The organism is Nonomuraea sp. N2-4H (genome assembly GCF_045291505.1).
Classification (GTDB): domain Bacteria; phylum Actinomycetota; class Actinomycetes; order Streptosporangiales; family Streptosporangiaceae; genus Nonomuraea; species Nonomuraea fastidiosa.
On the sequence record NZ_CP147987.1, the window covers coordinates 5,542,671 to 5,562,372 of the forward strand.

Annotated in this window: 21 protein-coding genes and 1 tRNA gene; 13 read left to right on the forward strand and 9 right to left on the reverse strand. The window is 71.7% G+C overall.

Features of this window, described 5'->3' with window-relative positions:
* Positions 1-69: 69 nt before the first annotated feature.
* The 3 genes from WBK31_RS25325 to WBK31_RS25335 all read left to right on the forward strand — a co-directional run bounded on the left by WBK31_RS25325 (position 70) and on the right by WBK31_RS25335 (position 1,819).
* Positions 70-615, forward strand: coding sequence for a hypothetical protein (locus tag WBK31_RS25325; protein ID WP_364056672.1), 546 nt, complete (start codon positions 70-72; stop codon positions 613-615).
* Positions 616-672: 57 nt separating this feature from the next.
* Complete coding sequence (locus tag WBK31_RS25330; protein WP_364056675.1) at positions 673-1,068, forward strand: hypothetical protein; 396 nt, start codon at positions 673-675, stop codon at positions 1,066-1,068.
* A gap of 79 nt (positions 1,069-1,147) precedes the next feature.
* On the forward strand, positions 1,148-1,819 hold the full coding sequence (locus WBK31_RS25335; RefSeq protein WP_378787194.1) for a DUF6766 family protein: 672 nt from the start codon (positions 1,148-1,150) through the stop codon (positions 1,817-1,819).
* Here the strand turns inward: WBK31_RS25335 and WBK31_RS25340 are convergent.
* The gene (locus tag WBK31_RS25340; protein ID WP_378787193.1) at positions 1,753-2,592 is read right to left on the reverse strand and encodes a 1-aminocyclopropane-1-carboxylate deaminase/D-cysteine desulfhydrase; all 840 of its coding nucleotides are present in this window, start codon (positions 2,590-2,592) and stop codon (positions 1,753-1,755) included. The genes WBK31_RS25335 and WBK31_RS25340 overlap by 67 nt on opposite strands.
* A 43-nt stretch (positions 2,593-2,635) precedes the next feature.
* Here WBK31_RS25340 and galK point away from each other — a divergent pair, with 43 nt between their 5' ends.
* Complete coding sequence (gene galK, locus WBK31_RS25345) at positions 2,636-3,751, forward strand: galactokinase (RefSeq protein WP_364056681.1); 1,116 nt, start codon at positions 2,636-2,638, stop codon at positions 3,749-3,751.
* 49 nt (positions 3,752-3,800) lie between these two features.
* On the opposite strand, the gene WBK31_RS25350 is transcribed toward galK, so the two are convergent.
* The 3 genes from WBK31_RS25350 to WBK31_RS25360 form a co-directional block, all read right to left on the reverse strand.
* Positions 3,801-4,577, reverse strand: coding sequence for an enoyl-CoA hydratase-related protein (locus WBK31_RS25350; protein WP_364056684.1), 777 nt, complete (start codon positions 4,575-4,577; stop codon positions 3,801-3,803).
* Between the two features lie 48 nt (positions 4,578-4,625).
* Complete coding sequence (locus WBK31_RS25355; RefSeq protein ID WP_378787187.1) at positions 4,626-5,864, reverse strand: nitric oxide synthase oxygenase; 1,239 nt, start codon at positions 5,862-5,864, stop codon at positions 4,626-4,628.
* Between the two features lie 912 nt (positions 5,865-6,776).
* Positions 6,777-6,848, reverse strand: a tRNA-Asn gene (locus WBK31_RS25360).
* Positions 6,849-6,975: 127 nt separating this feature from the next.
* Between WBK31_RS25360 and WBK31_RS25365 the strand changes: the two genes are divergently transcribed.
* A complete protein-coding gene (locus WBK31_RS25365; protein ID WP_364056690.1) occupies positions 6,976-7,293 on the forward strand; it encodes a YtxH domain-containing protein in 318 nt (105 codons plus the stop codon).
* Positions 7,294-7,406: 113 nt separating this feature from the next.
* Here WBK31_RS25365 and WBK31_RS25370 read toward each other — a convergent pair whose 3' ends face one another.
* The 3 genes from WBK31_RS25370 to WBK31_RS25380 are packed head-to-tail and all read right to left on the reverse strand — an operon-like array spanning position 7,407 to position 9,342.
* Positions 7,407-7,880 carry a hypothetical protein gene (locus WBK31_RS25370; RefSeq protein ID WP_364056693.1) on the reverse strand — a complete coding sequence of 158 codons (474 nt, stop codon included), beginning with the start codon at positions 7,878-7,880 and terminating at the stop codon, positions 7,407-7,409.
* Positions 7,877-9,151 carry an MGH1-like glycoside hydrolase domain-containing protein gene (locus WBK31_RS25375; RefSeq protein ID WP_364056696.1) on the reverse strand — a complete coding sequence of 425 codons (1,275 nt, stop codon included), beginning with the start codon at positions 9,149-9,151 and terminating at the stop codon, positions 7,877-7,879. The genes WBK31_RS25370 and WBK31_RS25375 overlap by 4 nt, the downstream gene beginning before the upstream one ends.
* A gap of 32 nt (positions 9,152-9,183) precedes the next feature.
* Positions 9,184-9,342 carry a hypothetical protein gene (locus tag WBK31_RS25380; RefSeq protein WP_364056699.1) on the reverse strand — a complete coding sequence of 53 codons (159 nt, stop codon included), beginning with the start codon at positions 9,340-9,342 and terminating at the stop codon, positions 9,184-9,186.
* Between the two features lie 177 nt (positions 9,343-9,519).
* Between WBK31_RS25380 and WBK31_RS25385 the strand changes: the two genes are divergently transcribed.
* Positions 9,520-10,695 carry a hypothetical protein gene (locus WBK31_RS25385; RefSeq protein ID WP_364056702.1) on the forward strand — a complete coding sequence of 392 codons (1,176 nt, stop codon included), beginning with the start codon at positions 9,520-9,522 and terminating at the stop codon, positions 10,693-10,695.
* A 46-nt stretch (positions 10,696-10,741) separates the two neighbouring features.
* Here the strand turns inward: WBK31_RS25385 and WBK31_RS25390 are convergent, their stop codons facing one another.
* Positions 10,742-10,921 (reverse strand): hypothetical protein, encoded by a 180-nt coding sequence (locus tag WBK31_RS25390; protein WP_406673283.1) that lies wholly within the window; start codon positions 10,919-10,921, stop codon positions 10,742-10,744.
* Between WBK31_RS25390 and WBK31_RS25395 the strand changes: the two genes are divergently transcribed.
* From WBK31_RS25395 to WBK31_RS25425, 7 genes are read left to right on the forward strand one after another with little or no spacing between them, the layout of a single operon-like run.
* Positions 10,911-12,857, forward strand: a complete 1,947-nt coding sequence (locus WBK31_RS25395) for a tetratricopeptide repeat protein (protein ID WP_406673284.1) — start codon at positions 10,911-10,913, stop codon at positions 12,855-12,857. The two genes, WBK31_RS25390 and WBK31_RS25395, sit on opposite strands and share 11 nt — an antisense overlap.
* On the forward strand, positions 12,857-13,693 hold the full coding sequence (locus WBK31_RS25400) for a PP2C family serine/threonine-protein phosphatase (RefSeq protein ID WP_406673285.1): 837 nt from the start codon (positions 12,857-12,859) through the stop codon (positions 13,691-13,693). Before WBK31_RS25395 ends, WBK31_RS25400 begins: the two co-directional genes overlap by 1 nt.
* A complete protein-coding gene (locus tag WBK31_RS25405) occupies positions 13,686-14,972 on the forward strand; it encodes a VWA domain-containing protein (RefSeq protein WP_364056714.1) in 1,287 nt (428 codons plus the stop codon). Before WBK31_RS25400 ends, WBK31_RS25405 begins: the two co-directional genes overlap by 8 nt.
* Positions 14,972-15,214 (forward strand): hypothetical protein, encoded by a 243-nt coding sequence (locus tag WBK31_RS25410; protein ID WP_378787180.1) that lies wholly within the window; start codon positions 14,972-14,974, stop codon positions 15,212-15,214. The genes WBK31_RS25405 and WBK31_RS25410 overlap by 1 nt, the downstream gene beginning before the upstream one ends.
* Positions 15,211-15,624, forward strand: a complete 414-nt coding sequence (locus tag WBK31_RS25415; RefSeq protein WP_406673286.1) for an FHA domain-containing protein — start codon at positions 15,211-15,213, stop codon at positions 15,622-15,624. The genes WBK31_RS25410 and WBK31_RS25415 overlap by 4 nt, the downstream gene beginning before the upstream one ends.
* Positions 15,621-17,006, forward strand: coding sequence for a hypothetical protein (locus WBK31_RS25420; RefSeq protein ID WP_364056720.1), 1,386 nt, complete (start codon positions 15,621-15,623; stop codon positions 17,004-17,006). Before WBK31_RS25415 ends, WBK31_RS25420 begins: the two co-directional genes overlap by 4 nt.
* Complete coding sequence (locus WBK31_RS25425) at positions 17,003-17,806, forward strand: transporter substrate-binding domain-containing protein (protein ID WP_364056723.1); 804 nt, start codon at positions 17,003-17,005, stop codon at positions 17,804-17,806. Before WBK31_RS25420 ends, WBK31_RS25425 begins: the two co-directional genes overlap by 4 nt.
* Before the next feature lie 64 nt (positions 17,807-17,870).
* Here the strand turns inward: WBK31_RS25425 and rpoD are convergent, their stop codons facing one another.
* Positions 17,871-19,007 carry an RNA polymerase sigma factor RpoD gene (gene rpoD / locus WBK31_RS25430; RefSeq protein ID WP_364057542.1) on the reverse strand — a complete coding sequence of 379 codons (1,137 nt, stop codon included), beginning with the start codon at positions 19,005-19,007 and terminating at the stop codon, positions 17,871-17,873.
* Between the last annotated feature and the right edge of the window lie 695 nt (positions 19,008-19,702).

Genomic DNA, 19,702 nt, shown 5'->3' on the forward strand with positions numbered 1-19,702 from the left:
CGTCACACCGCAATTGGAGATCTCCGGTACGCCCGCGAAGCGGACGGGGAGCGCCGTAGCGTAGAGCGCATGGGCAGAGCGTTCTGGATCGACCAGGAGTTCGACAGAGACCGTGATGGGCGCTATGCCGTGCACGTGAGGAAGAACCTCGACGAGTTCGAGTGGGGCGACATCGCGCCCGTACGGTTCGCCTGCACCGCGTGGCGGCTGGCCACGCCGCCCTCCCTCGACCCCGGCTTCGTCCGCTGGGACCGCCGCGTCCTCGAGGCCACCTGCCACCGCAACACCTGGGACGGCAGCCTGTACGCCCGGGTGCGCATCGTCTCCCCGCTGCCCGAGGAGCTGCGCCGCGACCGCACGTGGTGGCGCGACCGCGGCTGGACGGGCTGGCAGGAGACCTTCGGCCAGTACGTCGAACCCACCCAGCAGGACCTCGCCCGGCTGCCGTTCCTGCGCGCGTCCCTGCTGGTGGAGGCGCCGCTGCCGCTCGACGGCCTGCCGCCGGAGCCTGAAGGCCCGCACGAGGAGGTCGAGCAGAGCGCACACCGCGCGGTGACCGTGCTGGCCCGCGAGCTCGACGCCCTCGTCTCCCCGGTGCTCGCCCAGCTCGGCTGACCGGGTGTCTCGGGAGCCGCGCGCATGCGCGATCCTCCGCCGGGTAGCGGCAGGCGCATGAGACCGGTGATCGCCGTATCGGCCCTGACCCTGCCCCTTGCTCTGGGCGCGGGGACGGGCTGCGCCGTGGACACGGCCGCTCCCGCGCGCGCCGCGCTGCGCTTTTACGCCGCGCTCTCCGCCCACCGGGAGGAGGCCGCGTGCGCGCTGCTCGCCCGCAGGACCGCAGAGAGACTCCCCGACCGGGGCCAGAGCTGCGCCGACGCGCTGCGCGAGCTGCGGCTCGGCCCCGCAGGCGCGGTCACCGAGGTGAGCGTGTGGGGCGACGAGGCGCTGGTACGGCTGCGCGGCGACACGCTCTTCCTGCACCGCTACGCCGACGGCTGGCGGGTCAGGGCGGCGGGCTGCACACCGGCCGGCGACCTGCCCTACGACTGCGAGGTGGACGACTGATGCGCACGGTGTTCACGGTGACCCTGCTGCTGATCGCGGCCGGGCTGGTCTGGTTCTTCGTCCTGGGGTGGTCGCGGCTGTGAGGTGGATCAAGGAGAACTCGCTGGCGCTGACGTTCCTCGTGCTGTTCCTGCTCGCGGTGGCCGGGCAGGCGGTGGCGGGCCTGTTCCACTACAACGACGAGCAGACGGCCCAGGGCGGCGAGCCCGTCTCGCTGTGGTCGTACGTGGCCTCCTCGTCGTACGCCGTGAACGTGGCGGAGAACTGGCAGTCGGAGTACCTGCAGTTCTTCCTGTTCATCGTGCTGACGGTCTGGCTGGTGCAGAAGGGCTCACCGGAGTCGAAGGAGCCGGGCAGGGCGGGCCGGGAGTCCGACGAGGAGCAGCGCGTCGGCCGCCACGCGGACCCGGACTCCCCGCGCTGGGCCAGGGCGAAGGGGGCGCGCCTGTGGCTGTTCAGCAACTCGCTCGGGCTGGTGATGGGGCTGATCTTCCTGCTGTCGTGGCTGGCGCAGTCGGTGGCGGGGCATGCGGCCTACAACGCACAGCGGCTCAGCGGCCTGCGCGATCCGGTCACGTGGGGCTCGTACGTCACCTCGGGCGAGTTCTGGGACCGCAGCCTGCAGAACTGGCAGTCGGAGCTGCTCGCCGTGCTGTCGATGGTGGTGCTGTCGATCTATCTGCGTCAGCGCGGCTCGCCCGAGTCGAAGCCGGTGGGCGCGCCGCACGCCTCGACCAGCGTGGGGGGCTGACCGGTGATCACGGCGACGATGCGGGTGCCGGGCGCGAAGGCCCCCTGGCGGGCCAGGTCGACGATGCCGAGCATCATCTTGGCCACATAGATCCGTTCGAAGCCGTGGCGGGCGGCGAACGACTCCAGCTCGGGCGTCGTACGTGCGTAGCCGCCGAAGTGGTGGTCGAGGTCGATCGACCAGTTGCGCCACGTGCGCCCGTACGCCTCGCGCTGCAGCCTGGCCACCTCGTCCTCCAGGAACGCGGCCCCTTTCAGGACCGCGAACCCCAGCGCCCGCTTCCCTTCGGGCAGCCCCGCCGCGATGCCCGCCAGCGTGCCGCCGGTGCCGACCGGGCAGCAGATGACGTCGTAGTCGTCCTCGATCTCCCCCGGCAGCTCCGCGCACCCGCGTACGGCCGCCGCGTTGCTGCCGCCCTCGGGCAGGATCGTCACATCCTCGCCCCATTCGGCGCGCAGCCGCGCCAGCACCTCCTCGGTGTGCTTGCGCCGGTAGGTCGCGCGGTCGAGGTAGGTGAGCTTCATGCCGCAGGCGGCGGCGCGGGCCAGTACGGGGTTGAGCGGCAGGTGCTCCTCGCCCCTGATGACGCCGATCGTCTCGATGCCGTGACGCGCACCCGCCTCGGCGACGGCCCTGATGAGGTTGGAGTAGGCGCCGCCGAACGTCAGCAGCCGCGCGTGCCCGAGGTTGTACTTCAGTTTGCGCGGCTTGTTGTCGTCGTGACGCAGGAAGACCCGGACCTGGCCAAGCGCTGGATCCAGGAACTCCTCCATGGCGCTAGTCTACGGACGGGTCCATGTTGAGGAGTGTTCGCTTATGCGCGTTGTTGAAGCTTTTCGTGCCGCCTTCGGTGCGGCCCCTCAAACCGTCTGGCGCGCGCCCGGCCGCGTCAACCTGATCGGCGAGCACACCGACTACAACGACGGTTTCGTGCTCCCGTTCGCAGTGCCTTGGGGCGTCACGGCGGCGCTCACCCCGCGCGCCGACGGCAGGATCCGCCTGCTGTCGCTCCAGTCCGCCGACGGCGAGCCGGTCGTCATGGAGACCCGCGAGGAGTCGCGCGGCTGGACCCGCTACGTCGTCGGCGTCCTCGCCATGCTCGGCGACCGCGTCGCCGGCGCCGACATCGCCATCGACGGCGACGTGCCGCAGGGCGCGGGCCTGAGCTCCAGCGCCGCCCTGGAGGTGGCCGTCGCCTCCGCGCTCAACGACGTGCACGACCTCGGCATGACGCCCATGGAGCTGGCGCTGCTCAGCCAGAAGGCGGAGAACGACTTCGTCGGCATGCCCTGCGGCATCATGGACCAGGCCGCCTCGGCCCTGTGCGAGGAGGGGCACGCGCTGTTCCTCGACTGCCGCTCGCTCGGCACCCGCTCCATCCCGCTCGACCTGGCCGCACACGGCCTGAGCATCCTCATCATCGACACGCAGGTTCACCACGAGCACGCCGGCGGCGAATACGCCAAGCGCCGCGCCGAGTGCGAGTCCGCGGCGCGCAAGCTCGGCGTGACCGCGCTGCGCGACGTCACCGACCTGGCCGCCGCGCTGGAGCGGCTCCAGGGCGACGAGCGCAAGCGCACCGAGCACGTCGTCACCGAGAACCACCGCGTCGAGGCGCTGGTCGGCCTGCTGCGCGCGGGCGCCGTCACGGAGATCGGCGCACTGCTCAACGCCTCCCACCTGTCGCTCAGGGACAAGTACGAGGTGTCGGCGCCCGAGCTGGACGTCGCCGTCGAGGCCGCGCTGAAGGGCGGCGCGCGCGGTGCGCGGATGACCGGCGGCGGCTTCGGCGGCTCGGCCATCGCGCTGGTGCCGGTCGAGCGGCTGGAGAGCGTGCAGGAGTCGGTGTCGGCCGCCTACGCCGAGCGCGGCTTCCAGGCGCCGCGCTTCCTGCCCGCCACCCCGGCGCGGGGCGCCCACCGCGTCGCCTGACGTTCGCTGACCGGCCGTCTCTGCCGGGCCGCCCCGGAGAGACGGCCGGTCACAGCGGCGGGAAGTTCGGCGGGCGGCGCTCCAGGAAGCTCGCGACGCCCTCCGCGAAGTCCGGCCGCTCGAACGAGGCCAGCATCTCGTGCACGGCCGTCTTGGCCGACTCCTCCAGCGTGGCCTCCCAGTCGTGCCACACCTGCCGCTTGATCACCGCCATCGACGCCGGGGAGCTGTGCACGGCCAGCTCCCGCGCGTACGCCAGGACCTCCTCCATCAGCGACTCCCCCGGCACCGCCCGGTTGGCCAGCCCCAGCTCGTACGCCTCCCTGCCGGTGAAGACCCGCCCCGACAGCAGGACGTCCATGGCCCGCTGCTGCCCCATCACGCGGGGCAGCACCCACGCCAGCCCGTACTCGGCGACCAGTCCGCGGCGCGCGAACGCCGTCGTCCACTTGGCCTCCTCGGCGGTGAAGACCAGGTCGCAGACGAGCGCGTGCACCATCCCCAGCCCCGCGCAGGCCCCGTTGACGGCCGCGATGATCGGCTTGCGGATCGTCGTGGGGAACGTGTTGGGGCGCGGGTCGGGCGCCGCGTCGTACGAGCCGCTTCGGATCGCGCTCAGCGTCTTGAAGTCGGCGCCGGAGCAGAACCCCTTGCCCGCGCCGGTGACCACCACCACCCGCACGCCCGGATCGGACTCGGCCTCGGCCAGCAGGTCGAAGTAGCGCCTGCCCATCGCGTCGGTCCACGCGTTGAGCGTCTCCGGCCGGTTGAAGGTGAGGGTCAGCACGCCCTGGTCGTCGAGCGAGGAGAGCACGAGTTCCGCCATACCCCCAACAGAACCATGTTCTAGCCCGGGAGGGCAAGGACACGGTGATCAGTCGTGGTGGACGAAGGTGGGGGTCAGGACGCGGGTGTCGTAGTAGCGATGGAAGACCGGGGTGGCGCTGCCGGACATCGGCGGCACGATCCACGACCAGTCCGCCGGGCAGACCCGGCCCGCCTTCTCCTCCCGTTCCAGGTGGGTGAGGAAGCGGCGCGACTCGGTGTGGTGGTCGGTCATGGTCACCCCGGCCCGCTCGAACGAGTGCAGCACCGCCACGTTCAGCTCCACCATGGCGTGGTCGCGCCACAGGGAGCGCTCGGTCGAGGTGTCCAGGCCGAGCCGCTCGGCGACCACGGGCAGCAGGTTGTACCTGGCCTCGTCGCCCAGGTTGCGCGCACCGATCTCGGTCCCCATGTACCAGCCGTTGAACGGCGCGCACGGGTAGCACAGGCCGCCGATCTCCAGGCACATGTTCGAGATGGCCGGTACGGCGTGCCAGCGCAGCCCCAGCTCCGCGAACCACGGGTACTCGGGATGCGTCAGCGGCACCTCCAGCACGGCGTCGCCCGGCAGGTTGCACAGCAGCGGGCGGCCGCGGCCCGGGTGGATGATCAGCGGCAGCACGTCGAACATGCCGCCCCCGCCCTGCCAGCCCAGCGCCTGCGCGGCCTCGGTGAGCGCCACGTTCGCCGGGTCGCCCACAACGCCGTCAGGGGTGCGGTAGCCGGCGTACCGGATGAGCTGATCGTTGACGATTCGCGGGGCGCGCATGGTGGGCGTGTCGGGCGGCAGCACGGTGATCGTCGGCCTGATCTTGCCCCGGCCGACGCCCTTCCCGGAGCCGGTGACTCCCCCGGCGTCTGCGCCGGGGCATCCGCCGGAGCCGGGGCCTGCGGCGGGACTCCTGCCGATGCCGGAGGCTTTGCCGGAGCCGGTGGCGGCGCGCAGGTGCGCGACGCACTCCAGCGCCACGCCCTCGGCCGTGTGCACGTCGCGGCGGTCGCGGACCTTGAGCGAACGCCAGTACAGCCGGCCGATGCAGCGGTTGCTGTTGCGCCAGGCCACCCGGGCGCCGAATTCCAGCTCCTCGTAGGTGTGCGTGTAGGTCCCGTAGCGGGCCACGTCTCTGGCCACGTCACGGAGCCTGGCCTGCAGGCCGCCGACCGAGGGGTTCTCGGCGTGGAAGAGCCTGATGAAGCGCTCCGCCTCGCGGAGGTCGATGGTGCGCCCGTTCACCGTCCTGGAGACGGGCGCGTCGAAGGGACGTAGGGACCTGATCCAGGTAGTCACGCGGCAACCAGCACTTCCCGGTCATCGGATCGCCCCGCCGATTCCGGGTCGGCGACACGTCCTGCCGGAGGCGCCCTCTCCCCGCCTCCACGACTTCTGCCCGCGGCTCCGGTCATGACGACCGGCTCCGCCATCCTGCCGCCCCGGCCCACGCCTTGTCCCGCGAATCACGAAATCCCGTCACCATCGCACTACATAACGTGAAAATCGGGACCCAGCCGCCTTTCCCCGCCGAGCAGACCAGGACCACCCCTCGGCAACGTGACCCAGATCACTCTCGAGAAGGCACTCGATCAGAGGCCGGCGCACGCCGAATCGCCTCCCCACGAGACGTCCGAGCGCGCCGAACGTGACGCAGATCACGTCCGCGAGGACGGCCCGGCCGCTTCCGATCCGGCCCGGCGCGAGACGGTTCGCCGCCCCGGAAGGACTTCGGAGGGGCGCCGATGCCGCCCGGGGTGACGAAGATCACTTATCGTCGGGAGCCTGAGCGTCTCGAAGATCGGCGCAGCCGGCCGATATGGGCCATGTCGCCGCCGCGCATGAGCGCGTAGCCGATCACGGAGGAGGCGGCGGATTCCGCACGGCGCCCATCGGGCGGAGCGCTCGGCGACGGCGCGAAACCCCTGGAAACGGCGGCCGGGACCACGAGGGCCGGGCCGGACGGCCGTGGAAACGACGGCCGGGACCACGAGGGCCGGGCCGGACGGCCGTGGAAACGACGGCCGGGACCACGAGGGCCGGGCCGGACGGCCGTGGAAACGACGGCCGGGGCCATGAGGGCCGGGCCGGACGGCCGTGGAAACGACGGCTGGGACTGCGAAGACCGGGTCAGGAGGCCCTGCGAACGACTCAGGCCCCCTCACCCGTAGGTGAGAGGGCCTGAGTTACCAACCTCTTGGTTGATGGCAGCTCCCGCGATTGGACTCGAACCAATAACCTGCCGGTTAACAGCCGGCTGCTCTGCCATTGAGCTACGCGGGATCGAACCGTTTGCCCACTTCGTCGGGGCTTTTCCGGCCCCTCCGCGGTGCGCACGAATAGATTAGCGCACTCTCGGAGTGCGTGTCGCATCGTGAGCGGGGTAGGCCCGAGACAGCGGAGGTGCAACATGCGTTATCGGATGACATTCGCTGTCGGTCTGGCGATCGGCTACGTGCTGGGCAGCCGCGCCGGCCGCGAGCGCTACGAGCAGATCAAGCAGGCGGCGCAGCGCGTCGCCGACAACCCCCGGGTGCAGGAAGTGGCCGGGATCGTCGGCGCGCAGGCGTCGAAGGTCGTGGGGAAGGCCAGGACGAAGGTGGGCGATCAGCTGCAGCGGCGGATCCCGTTCCTCGGCTCGCACGAGCATCAGCCCGACACGGGCACCGGCTGGCCGGATGAGGAGAACGTCGAGCCGAAGACCCGCGAGAGCGGCATCCCGTACTGACCCCTTCTCACGAAAGTTCGCAGAAGACGGCATGGGCGTGTGCGGGCGTACACCCCCGCACGCCTGAGCCCGCCCCGCCCATGCCGCTGAAGACCCCTGAAGACCCCTAAGGGTCAGACGCCCATGCTCCGCCGCACGCCCTCCAGGGCCTGCTCGGCCTGCGCGCGCAGGCCGGGGTCGTCGGGGTCGAGCCCGTCGTCGAAGACGAGCGTCCAGCCGAGCACCTCGCCACCGGGCGGACGCCGCGCCACCAGCCGCACCCCGCCCCTGCCCGGCAGGCTGACGTGCTTGTTGACCACGATCGTGGAGTTGACCCGCTCCCGGACGGTCTCAGGCAGCAGCCGCGGGTCGGCGATGAGCTCGTGGTACTGCTCGCCGCCGGTGGTGGTCAGGTGGATGCCGGTCTCGTCCCACGACGCCCGGTCGATCTCCTCGTACGGCACCCGCGTCCCGTCGGAGAGGTGGAGCGCGAGGTTGGTGGCCACCACGTGGCCGTCGGCGGATGCGGCGAAGGTCAGCACCCGCTCGCCGCGCTCCGTCTTCAACGAGGTGCGCACGTCGGCGGGCAACCGGCGGAAAAGACTCATTGCTCCACGTTATCCGCGAGCAGGTCGAGGGTGAGCGCCGCGCTCCAGGAGAAGTCCCGGCAGCCGCGCCCGCTGCCGTCGAAGGGGTCGAAGCACTCGCGGAACCCGGCCTGCCTGACCAGGCGCAGGGTGCCGTTGGCGAGCTGGCGGCCGAGGTGGTCGAGCGAGTGCACGGCGGCGGCCCTGCGCAGCAGCCAGTTGGTGTTCACCCAGGAGGGGCCCCGCCAGTAGCGGGTGCGGTCGAACTGGGCGGCGCGGATCTCGCAGCTCGGCACGGGGTAGCCGGACGCCCCCATGAACCTGGCCGATTCCAGCGTCTCGACGGCCGCCTGGAGGTGTCCTGCGGGCAGCTCGGGGTCGAGCAGCGGACCGAACGAGCCGACCGTGCACACCTTGATGAGCCGGTCCGTACGCAGGTCCCTGGCGTAGAAGCAGCCGTCCCAGAGACGGTCGAGCAGCCCCTGCCTGATGCGCTCGGCCCGCTCGGCGTGGGGTGCGGGGTCGGCGCCCGCGAGCGGCGCCAGCTCGGCCATGGCCTGGCAGGAGGCCAGCCAGATCCCGTTGAACATCGGGTCCTCGACCGCGAACGGATGCTCGTCACGCAGGTACTCAGGGCTGTAGCCGGCGTCGCGGTAGCGCATGGCGAGCCAGACGTAGCGGTCATGGTCGCCGCCTGGGTGGCGTTCCTCCATCTCGACGGCGCGGTTGCCGTACCGGGGGGCGGGGACGGCGGTGAGCGGCTCGTCCCATGCCGGGCTGTCGTCCATGCCCGACTCCCACGGGTGCACGATCGCGGCCAGCCCCGCGCCGCCGATGTCGCGGGTGGCGGCGAGGTAGTCGTGCTGGGCGGCGAGCGCCGGGTACGTCGCGCGGACGAACGCGGCGTCGCCGGTGTGGCGGTACAGCCACCACAGCGCCAGCCCGTGCAGGGGCGGCGCGGTGAGTCCCGAGGTGAGCACGCCGGGCGCGGCGTCGTGCTCCTGCGAGCGCCAGACGGAGGGCCCGGGGAAGTACGCCTCGCGGGTGTGGAAGACGATGTGGGGCACCATCCCGGTCGCCCATTGCCCGCGCAGCAGGCTGAGCAGCTCGTCGCGGGCCCGGTCCGGCCGGTGCCTGGCCAGGCCGATCACGATGAACGCGGAGTCCCAGCTCCACTGGTGGGGATAGAGCCCCGGCGCGGGCACGGTGCCCGTGCCCGTCCAGTTCGCCTCGAGCACGGCCAGAGCCTCGCGCCCGAGCGCGGCATCGTCTACGGCAGGCCGCGCCTCCATCTTCCAACTATGACCGGGGATCCGGCGGGATGCTACGTCCGCTTGAGCATCTTCGACACGAACGCGACGCCGAAGAGGACCAGGCCGATGACGAGCGCCCATTTGAGCAGGTCGAAGACGAATCCCACGAGAGGGCCGAGCAGGAAGAGCGCGGCGATGACGGCCGCGACGATCAGAAGTACACGTCCCATGTCCGAAACGCTAAGAGATCGTTAAGTCGTTTGCAGGCGGCCAGGGGTTAGATCAGGGACAAGTCAGGGGCGTCCCCGAGCTAAAGGAACTAAAGCCGTTGAACCGGCCGTTCAGCCGGTATAAACGGGGCTACGGGGGGCCTCCTCACGGGGAGCGTGATGAGCCTGGGACCACCAATGAGCCGCGAAGGCGCCGATCACGCCCTGCGTACGCGCGCCGACGAACGCGACCGCATCTCCGGCGACCTGCTCGACCTCGAGTCCCACACCACGTACCGGCTGCTGAAGGACGCGAAGCTGCGCGGCGCCACCGAGCGGCGCTGGGCCAAGGCGAGGGAGTCGCTGACCGCGCTGTGGTCGCTGTACGACGCCTACCGCGCCGTGCTGCGGGAGGCCGAGCAGGTCAGGGCGAGCCGCACCCGGCTGGGCGCGGAGCAGCTGGCCCGGCTCACCGAGCTGCTGGCGGGCGAGTCGGTGGTGCTGCGCGCCGCGGCCAAGCCGGTCGAGCGGCGCTCTTTACGCGGTGAGGCCGACGAGCGGCTGACGCTCGACGAGGCCGTGATCCGCATGGACACCGCCTTCCAGGAGGTCACGGGAGCGCTCAACGACATCGACGCCGTGTGGAACGCGCTGCTCCCCCGGCTCGATGAGGCCGCCGCCGACCTGCGCCGCATCAGGGAGCTGGCGCGCGAGCTGGGTGAGGACGACGATCCCGGCGCGGCGTACGCGGTCGAGGAGGCGGAGCTGGCGCGGCTGCGGTCGGCGGTCGTCGAGGATCCGCTCGGCCCGCCTATCGAGCAGGACCTCGACCGGGTGGCGGGCCTGCTGGCCGCCGGCCGGGCCGAGCACGAGCAGGCGGTGACGGTCAAGGCCGAGTACGCCCGGCGCAGGGAGGACCTGGTGGCCGCTCTCGATCGCGTACGCGCGGCCGAGAGCGAGGAGCGGCTGGCCCACGGCGCGGTCGTCGTCAAGATCGCCCTGCCGCCGCAGGCACAGCCGCGCAGCAGGGTCGAGCCGCTGGCGGCGGAGCTGGCCGCGCTCGACGTGTCCGCCGGCACCTGGGTGCTGCGGGCCAAGCGGCTCGCGGCCCTGGAGGACGAGGTGCGCGCCGCCGAGGAGCGGGCGCGCACCACCGCGAGAGCCCTGTACGGCCTGCTGGCGCGGCGTGACGAGCTGCGCGGGCGGCTCGGCGCCTGCCAGGCAATGGCCGTACGCAAGGGGCTGGCAGAAGACCCGGAGACGACCGAACGGTACGAGCTGGCGCGCGCCCTGCTCTGGACCGCCCCGTGCGATCTGACGCGGGCGGCCGCGGCCGTCGATGACTACCAGCGCGCGATCCACGGAGGTGAGTGATGAGCCGCTGCGCGCAGCCCGGCTGCACGGGCACGATCGAGGATGGCTACTGCGACCTCTGCGGCATGGCCGAGAGCCCGCCTCCGATCCCCGCGGCCGCGTCGCCGAGCATGTCGCCGAGCACGTCGCCGAGCCCGGCGCCCGACCCGCTGCAGACCCGGCCGGTGAGCAGGTCGGTCAGCTCGCCGTCGGGCAGCGGCAGGTCACGGGCCGGAGTGCTGGCCACGATCGCCGACCTGCCGTCGGTGCCCTACCGCGACCCGGCGACGGCGGTGATGGCCGATCCGCAGGTGCCGGAGGAGAAGCGGTTCTGCGCGAACTCGGCCTGCGGCAAGCCGGTGGGCCGCTCCCGCGACGGGCGTCCTGGGCTGACCGACGGGTTCTGCAGGCACTGCGGCACCCAGTTCTCGTTCACGCCGAAGCTGGCCAAGGGTGACCTGGTGGGCGATCAGTACCGCGTGCTCGGCTGCCTGGCGCACGGCGGGCTCGGCTGGATCTACCTCGCCTCGGACGAGAACCTGGACGGCCGCTGGGTGGTGCTCAAGGGCCTGCTCAACACCATGGACCCCGAGGCGCTCAGGGTGGCGGAGGCCGAGCGCAGGTTCCTCACCACGGTCGACCACCCCAACATCGTCAAGATCTACAACTTCGTCCGCGCCGGCGGCCACAGCTACATCGTCATGGAGTACGTCGGCGGCCAGTCCCTGCACGAGCTGCGCCGCCAGGGCCCGCTGCCGCTGCGCGAGGCCCTCATGTACGGGCGCGAGATCCTGCACGCCTTCGGCTACCTGCACGAGCAGGGCCTGGTCTACTGCGACCTCAAGCCGGCGAACGTGATCAGGGTCGGCAAGGGGCTCAAGATCATCGACATGGGCGCGGTGCAGCCGTTCGGCTCGCCGGTGGGCTCGTCGTGGGTGACGCCCGGCTACCACGCCCCCGAGCTGGAGACGCGGCCGTCGTCGGTGGCCTCCGACCTGTACACGGTGGCGAGGACGCTGGCGGTGCTGGCGGTCCCCGGCTGGAGCCCGACGTCGGGCGGCGTGCCGAATCCGCTGCCCGACGACTGCGGGCACCCGTCGTTCACCCGGCTGCTGCGGCGGGCGACCGCGCCGGATCCCGCCGACAGGTTCCAGAGCGCGTGGGAGATGGAGGAGCAGCTCGTCGGCGTGCTGCGGGAGGTCTGCGCGCTCGAGGAGGGCGTGCCGTACCCGGCGATGTCGTCCCTGTTCGGCCCGGAGCGCACGGCGGTCGGGACGGCGCTGTCGGAGTCGCGCGAGCAGGTGTTCGGCCCGCTCGACCCGCGGGCGGCCGCGGCGGCGCTGCCGGTGCCGCTGACCGACCCTGGCGACCCGGCGGCGGGCGCGCTCGCCGGTCTGCTCGGCAGCGAAGGGCCTGAGCTGCTCGCCCAGCTCGCCGGGATGACGCAGACGCCGGAGACGAAGCTGATGCGGGTCAGGCTGCTGGCCGAGGACGTCTCGCCCGAGGCGCCGGCCGCGCTGGACGACCTCGACCACGAGCTGCCCGGCGACTGGCGGGTCACCTGGTATCGCGGGGTGTTCGCGCTGGCCGGCGGCCAGGCGGACATGGCGGTGACGTGCTTCGACGCGTGCCTGTCGGCGCTGCCCGGCGAGCCCGCGCCGAAGCTGGCGCTCGCCTTCGCGCTGGAGTGCGCGGGCAGGCCCGCGGCCGGCTGGTACGACCTCGTCTGGCGCACCGACCGCGCCTACGTCAGCGCGGCGTTCGGGCTGGCCAGGTCGGGCCGGATGAACGTGCTGGACGAGGTGCCCTCGACGTCGGTCTACCGGGTGGCGGCGCAGGTGGCGCTGGCGGCCTCGGTCGTGCGGCGGCCGGACCTGAGCGGGCTCACGCCGTCCGATCTGGTGTCCGCCGTCGAGCGGGTGACCGGGCTGAAGGGCATCGACGGGCGGCAGCGCGACGTGCTCACCGCCGAGCTGCTGCGCGGGGCGCTGGACTGGCTGGAGACCGGCCCGCCGTCACCGCCGAAGGACCTGACGCTGGCCGGCGCGCCGTTCACCGAGCAGGGGCTGCGCCGGCGGCTCGAATCGATCTACCGCAGGCTCGCCGCGCACGCCGACTCGCGGCAGGAGCGGCACGCGTTCATCGACCTCGCCAACTCGGTGCGGCCCAGGACGTGGTGGTGATGGGCGGCAACGGGCCGGCCTGCCCGGTCTGCGACATGTCCGTCATGCCCGGCGACTCCTACTGCGAGGCGTGCGGGCATCCGCTGGGCTCGCCCACCTGCGCCTCGTGCGGGGCGGCGGCGGTGGACGCCGACGGCTACTGCGAGCGGTGCGGGCTGCGCCAGCCGACCGGACGCGACCACGCCGAGCTGGTGCTGCCGGGCGGCGCCGCCGCTTTGACCGACAAGGGGCTGCGGCGGGCCCGCAACGAGGACGCGGTGGCGCTGCTGGAGGCGGGCGGCTCGGTGGTGACCGTGGTGTGCGACGGCGTGGGCAGCTCGCCCCGCGCCGACGAGGCGTCCGCGGTGGCCGTCGAGACCGCGGCGGCGGCGCTCGCCAGGGGGCTGCCGGAGGAGGAGGCGTTCGCGCTGGCCGGGCGGGCGGTGGCCAAGCTGGCGACCTCGCTGGACGACGCGCCCGCCTGTACGTACGTCTCGGCCGTGGCCGAGCCAGGCGGACGCGTGCGGCTGGCGTGGGCCGGCGACACGCGGGCGTACCTGCTGCCCGGCGGCGAGCTGCTGACCGAGGACGACGTGGTGGCGACCGGCGAGATCACCGCCTGGCTCGGCGCCGACGCCGACGGCGCGGCGCCGCACGTCCGCACCCTCACCCCGCCCAGGCCCGGCCTGCTGCTGGTGTGCAGCGACGGCCTGTGGCGCTACCTGGAGGGCTACGCCTTCCCCGCGTCCGGCACCCCGGTCGAGATGGCGCGCGAGATGCTGCGCCACGCGCTCGACTCCGGTGGCCAGGACAACGTGACCATCGTCGTGATCCCCCTAGGAGAGGCTCATGAGTGACCAGCCTGCCTTCACGCTGACCATCGACCAGAACAAGTACCTCCCTCTCGATGGCCGCGAGGTGCACGCGATCCTGACCGTCAGCGCGACGGGGGCGGCGACCGTCCAGGCGGCCTCGACGGAGGCGGCCGAGGTGATCATCGTGGACACGTCGGGCTCGATGAGCGGCAGCAAGATCCGCGAGGCCAGGATGGCGGCGACGACGGCGGTGCAGACGCTGCGCGACGGCGTGCACTTCGCGGTGATCTCGGGAACGAACCGGGCCAGGGTCGTCTATCCCACGAGCCGCGACGGCCTGGCCGTGGCGAACCCGGCGACCAGGGCCGAGGCCGAACGGGCCATCTCCAAGCTGACCGCGCACGGCGGCACCGCGATCGGCGCGTGGATCAAGATGGCGGGTCACCTGCTGACCGCGCACCCCTCGGCGATCAAACACGCGCTGCTGATGACCGACGGGCAGAACAACGAGGGCGAGGACACCTTCGCCAACGTGCTGGCGGCCTGGAGCGGCAAGTTCGTGGTGGACAGCCTGGGCGTGGGCGACGACTGGGTGCCGGCCGAGCTGCGCAAGGTGGCCGAGGCGATGCTGGGCACGTTCGACTTCGTACGCAACCAAGAGGACCTGCCGGAGTACTTCCGCAGGCTGACGCAGGCGTCGATGAGCAAGACCGTGGCGGAGCTGTCGCTGCGGGTGTGGACGCCGCAGGCGGCGCGGCTGAAGTTCGTCAAGCAGGTCTCGCCCACGCTGCTCGACCTGACCGGCAAGCGCACCGACGTCAACCCGCTGACCGGCGACTACCCGACCGGCTCGTGGGGGCAGGAGGAGCGCGAGTACCACATCTGCGTCGAGGTGCCGCAGGGGCAGATCGGCCAGGAGATCCGGGCGGGCTGGGTCAAGCTGGTACGCCCCGACACCCAGGAGGTCCTGGCCAGCGGCAACGTGCTGGCGCAGTGGACCGACGACCTGGCGGCGTCCACCCAGATCAACCGCAAGGTCGCCCACTACACGGGCCAGGCCGAGCTGCACGACCTGATCCAGGAGGGGTTGAGCGCCCGCGCGATGGGCGACGCCGACACCGCCACCGCGCGCCTGGCCAAGGCGCACCGGCTGGCCGAGGAGTCGGGCCGCGAGGACACCGCGCGGCTGCTGGAGAAGGTGGTGGAGGTCGATCCGGCCACCGGCACGGCGCGGCTGCGGCGCCACGTGGACAAGGCCGACGAGATCGAGCTGGACACCGGGTCGGTGCGCACCAGCCGGCTGCGGAAGGAGGGAAGCTGATGGCGACCTGCCCGCAGGGACACGCGTCGGGGGCCGACGACTACTGCGACGTCTGCGGCATCCAGATGGCCCCGCCGGCCCGGCCGGTGTCGCGGCCCCAGCCCCGAGCCCAAGCTCCCCAGCCTGAGACGCAGGCGCAGCCGGCCGAGAACTGCCCGATCTGCCAGACGCCCAGGGCGGGGCAGTTCTGCGAGGTGTGCGGCCACGACTTCACCGGCGCCACGCCGGCCCCGTCCCCGTGACCGGCGTGCCGTGGGAGGCCGTCGCCGCCGCCGACCGGGCGTACTTCGACAAGGTCATCGCCGAGGGCGGGCCGGACGCCGCCGCGATGCAGTTCCCGCCGTACTGTCCCGAGCGTTCCTTCCCGCTGCTGGGCGAGCAGGTGCGCATCGGGCGGCGCAGCAGGGCCAGGAACATCACGCCCGAGATCGATTTGACCGGGCCGCCCGAGGACCCCGGCGTCTCCCACCTGCACGCGGTGCTGCTCGCGCAGCCCGACGGCGGGTGGCTGCTGGTGGATCCGGGCTCCTCCAACGGCACCCAGGTCAACGGCCGCACGCTGCAGACCAACGTGCCGACCAGGGTCGGCCCCGGCGACCGCATCCACCTGGGCGCCTGGACGGTCATCACCATCAGGGAGGGCACGCCATGACGATGGTGCAGACCCCGGCGGGCGCCGTCACCCGGGCACCCGCCGCTCCCCCGCCCGCGCGCCGGCGCAGCGTCCCCGGCCGGATCCGCCTCATCACCGGCGTCACGATCGTGTCGCTGGCTCTGCTGTTCGCCGCGCTCGCCGCCGGCGGCTCCAGTGCCCGCGAGGGGCTGCGGGTGATCGGCCGCGACGCCGGCCCGCAGGTCGTCGCCACCGCCGGGCTCTACCTGGCGCTCAGCGACATGGACGCGCAGGTCGCGAACGCGCTGGTGATGGGCAAGGACTACCCGCAGCAGCGGCAGGAGGCCACGAAGGCCTACGACAAGCGGCGGGCCGAGGCGGGAGCGGCGCTGCTGAAGGCGTACGAGCTGTCGCTCGACGACGAGGCCGAGCGCACGACCGTGCGGTCCATACTCGACGGTCTCGGCCGCTACGACATGCTCGCCGGTCAGGCGCTGCTGCTCGACGAGAAGGCGGGGCACGCGGCGGGACCGCCGCCCGAGGAGGTGGTGCGGACCTATCGGGAGGCCACCGACCTCATGCGGCAGGTGCTGCTGCCGCAGGCGTACAACCTGACGCTGGAGAACGGCACGATCGTGCGCGCCACCTACGACGAGAAGGCGTTGTGGGTGCCGCTGTGGCGGGCCGTCGTCGTGGTGACCGGGCTGATCGCGCTGGGCTGCCTGATCTGGCTCCAGGTGTTCCTGGCGCGCCGCTTCCGCCGCGTGTTCGGGCCCGCCCTGGTGGTGGCGACCGTGACGACGGCGGTGGCGCTGGGGTTCGGCGTGCACGTGCTCGGCCAGGACGAGCAGGCGCTGCGCACCGCCAAGAACACGGGGTTCGACTCGGTGCTGACGCTGGCCAAGGCGCGGGCGATCAGCAACAGCATGCAGGGCGACCAGAGCCGCGCTCTGCTGGACGAGGAGCGCGCCGACACCTACAAGCACACGTACTTCGACAAGTCGCTGTCGCTCGTCTTCTACGACGTCGGCAACCTGGACGCCTACCACGACCAGGTGACCGCGGGTTCCACGAACTTCCTCGGCATGCTGGGGCCCGAGCTCGTCGGCTCTCAGGGGCATGCGGTCTTCCGCGCGTACCAGGCGTTCCAGACGGAGGACGAGAAGTTCCGCGCGCTGGTCGACGAGAAGCGGACGAACGAGGCCGTCGCCGCCAGGATCGGGCCCGTCACGGGCGCGTTCACCGCCTACGACGACGCGCTGAAGGCGCTGGCCGGCACCCACCAGGGGGTGCTCGCACGGGCCACCGCGCAGGGCGAGGGCGCGCTCGACGACCTGTGGCGGCTGCTCCCCTACGCCATCGGCGCGATCGGGCTGCTGGTGATCGCCGGGGTGTGGCCACGACTCAAGGAGTACCGATGAAGCGAGTGCTGACGGTGGCGCTGCTCCTGGCCTCGGTGGCGGTCTCGGGCTGCGCTGCGGACGGGCGGGAGTCGATCCTCGACAAGGACCGGCTGGTCATCGGGGTGCGCTCCGACCTGCCGTCGGTCGGGTTCGAGCGTGCGAAGGGCACGTTCGAGGGCTTCGACGTGGACGTGGCCGCCTACATCGCCGGGAAGCTGGACAAGGAGTTCACCTTCCGCGGCGTGCTGGCCGCCGACCGGGAGAAGGTGCTCGCCGACGGGCGGGCCGACATGGTGCTGGCCACGTTCACGATCGATCAGGACCGCAAGCAGCGGGTGCTGTTCGCGGGGCCGTACCACATCTCGTACCAGGACATCCTGACCAGGCCGGGCGAACGGATCGGCGACGTGCGCGAGCTGGAGGGGCGCCGGATCTGCGAGGTGCAGGGCGCGAACGCGGCCCAGCGGGTCGTGGACGAGCGCGGGGTGAAGGCGCAGGTGGTGCCGGTGCGCGACTACGCCCAGTGCCTGGCGGCGCTGAAGAACCGCCAGGTGGACGCCGTCACCACCAACGACGTCATCCTGGCCGGGCTGGCCAAGCAGGACGGCTCGGGGCTGACGCTGAACAACGCCCAGTTCAACGAGCAGCGCACCGGCGTGGGGCTGCGGAAGGACGACGTGGCGGGCTGCGAGGAGGTCAACCGCGCGATCACCGAGATGTACCAGGACGGGACGGCCGAGAAGCTGCTGAAGAAGTGGTTCGGCGGGTCACTGCCCCTGGACACCGTCGCCGTGCCCCAGTTCGAGGGCTGCTCGTAACGGGCTCGAAGATGTAGGGGGCAGGGGAAAGGGGACGGCCGTGGCCGTCCCCCGTCGTCCCTGATCAGTCCAGGTAGTCCCGCAACATCTGCGCGCGCGTCGGGTGGCGCAGCTTGGCCAGCGTCTTCGACTCGATCTGGCGGATGCGCTCCCGCGTGACGCCGAACTCCCTGCCCACCTCCTCCAGGGTGCGCGGATGCCCGTCGGCCAGGCCGAAGCGGAGCTGGATGATGCGCTGCTCCCGGTCGGAGAGCGTGGCGAGGATGTCGTCGAGCTGGTCCTGCAGCATGATGAAGGCAGCGGCCTCCATCGGCACGACCGCGTCGGCGTCCTCGATGAAGTCACCGAGGTCGGAGTCCTCCTCGCCGATCGGCGACTGCAGCGACACGGGCTCCTGGGCGATGCGCTGGATCTCGACCACCCGATCGACCGGGAGGTCCATCTCCTTGGCGATCTCCTCGGGCACCGGCTCGCGACCGAGATCCTGGTGCAGCTGGCGTTGCACTCTGACCAGCTTGTTGATGGTCTCCACCATGTGCACGGGGATGCGGATGGTCCGCGCCTGGTCCGCGATGGCCCGGGTGATCGCCTGACGGATCCACCAGGTGGCGTACGTGGAGAACTTGTAGCCCTTGGTGTAGTCGAACTTCTCGACCGCCCGGATCAGACCGAGGTTGCCCTCCTGGATCAGGTCCAGGAACAGCATGCCGCGGCCCACGTACCGCTTGGCGATGGACACCACGAGCCTGAGGTTGGCCTCGATCAGCCGCTGTTTGGCCCGCGTGCCCTGCCAGACCAGCTCCCTGAACTCAGGGAAGGCCAGAGGCGAGACCCCGTTCGCCAGCTTGTCCTCGGCGAACAGGCCGGCTTCGATCGACTTGGCGAGCTCCACCTCCTCCTCAGCGGTCAGCAGGGGCACCCGGCCGATCTCCCGCAGGTAGATACGGACGAGATCGCTGGTCGGCGCCCGCTTGCCTACGTCCTCCTCATCGGCGCGGGTGGATTCCTCGTCGCCCTGTGGCTCGAGGACCTCCACGCCGTTCTCGGCGAGCATGCGCACGACGCGTTCCAGCGCGTCGGACGGCAGCTCGGATCGGTCAAGCGCGGCTGCGACGTCATCGACGGTTACGCTCCCGCGCTCCCTTCCTTTCGCGACGAGGTCCGCCACCTGATCTACGGATGGCGGTCCACTTGGCAGCACCGATGCACCCACGAAGGACAGTCTGCAGTATTGGTTCCATCAAATGGCAGACCCATTTTTGTCACCGAAGGTAAGACGATCGTCTTTGCCGAATTGAGATCGCAATAAGGTTTGGCCCGAGTTTGATCAGGAAAGTAAAGTCAATTACGCGGTCTGGGAATCACGCGCCCGGCGACGACGTCTGGCCGGACGCATCTCTTTCGCTGCCTTCTTCCCCGTTGCACGCCTGCTTTGTCCAGCATTGGACCGCGCCAAGTTTCCTGGTCAACCACCCGGTTTCGCTGCCAAGCCCGCTGCAAAACTGTTACCTGAGCGACGACTCTGAACACCGTTCAGCCCCCTCGAAACGCCGCGCGGGACGGCTCGGAGGGCGGCCCGGGATGCTCAGGGACCCCCGCACGCGGCGCACTCGCCCGGAATGGGCGAGCGGGGCCCCGCACATGGCCAGGCACGGGCTGGCGGGACGGGACGGGGCGTGGCAGGGCCGCCCGCACGACGGTCGCACAGGCTGCGAATGCTGCGCTCACGCCCCGTCAGGCAACCGCCCAGCGCTGCCGGTGGGAGCTTGCGTCCACCCGCCGAGCAGGCGCGCATCGCTGACGGTGAGGCTTCCGCCCGCCCACCGAGCAGCCGCGCATCGCTGACGGTGAGGCTTCCGCCCGCCCGCCGAGCAGCCGCGCAGAGCTGCCGTCGGG

Excerpts from the sequence above, each read along its gene's own strand:
- WBK31_RS25405 (WP_364056714.1), top strand. The coding sequence starts at position 13,686 with ATGAGTGACCAGCCTGCCTTCACGCTGACCATCGACCAGAACAAGTAC.
- WBK31_RS25380 (WP_364056699.1), bottom strand. The coding sequence starts at position 9,342 with ATGGGACGTGTACTTCTGATCGTCGCGGCCGTCATCGCCGCGCTCTTC.
- WBK31_RS25350 (WP_364056684.1), bottom strand. The coding sequence starts at position 4,577 with ATGGCGGAACTCGTGCTCTCCTCGCTCGACGACCAGGGCGTGCTGACC.
- WBK31_RS25420 (WP_364056720.1), top strand. The coding sequence starts at position 15,621 with ATGACGATGGTGCAGACCCCGGCGGGCGCCGTCACCCGGGCACCCGCC.
- WBK31_RS25400 (WP_406673285.1), top strand. The coding sequence starts at position 12,857 with ATGGGCGGCAACGGGCCGGCCTGCCCGGTCTGCGACATGTCCGTCATG.
- WBK31_RS25340 (WP_378787193.1), bottom strand. The coding sequence starts at position 2,592 with ATGGAGGAGTTCCTGGATCCAGCGCTTGGCCAGGTCCGGGTCTTCCTG.
- galK (WP_364056681.1), top strand. The coding sequence starts at position 2,636 with ATGCGCGTTGTTGAAGCTTTTCGTGCCGCCTTCGGTGCGGCCCCTCAA.
- WBK31_RS25325 (WP_364056672.1), top strand. The coding sequence starts at position 70 with ATGGGCAGAGCGTTCTGGATCGACCAGGAGTTCGACAGAGACCGTGAT.
- WBK31_RS25365 (WP_364056690.1), top strand. The coding sequence starts at position 6,976 with ATGCGTTATCGGATGACATTCGCTGTCGGTCTGGCGATCGGCTACGTG.
- WBK31_RS25385 (WP_364056702.1), top strand. The coding sequence starts at position 9,520 with ATGAGCCGCGAAGGCGCCGATCACGCCCTGCGTACGCGCGCCGACGAA.
- WBK31_RS25370 (WP_364056693.1), bottom strand. The coding sequence starts at position 7,880 with ATGAGTCTTTTCCGCCGGTTGCCCGCCGACGTGCGCACCTCGTTGAAG.
- WBK31_RS25425 (WP_364056723.1), top strand. The coding sequence starts at position 17,003 with ATGAAGCGAGTGCTGACGGTGGCGCTGCTCCTGGCCTCGGTGGCGGTC.
- WBK31_RS25410 (WP_378787180.1), top strand. The coding sequence starts at position 14,972 with ATGGCGACCTGCCCGCAGGGACACGCGTCGGGGGCCGACGACTACTGC.
- WBK31_RS25330 (WP_364056675.1), top strand. The coding sequence starts at position 673 with ATGAGACCGGTGATCGCCGTATCGGCCCTGACCCTGCCCCTTGCTCTG.
- WBK31_RS25375 (WP_364056696.1), bottom strand. The coding sequence starts at position 9,151 with ATGGAGGCGCGGCCTGCCGTAGACGATGCCGCGCTCGGGCGCGAGGCT.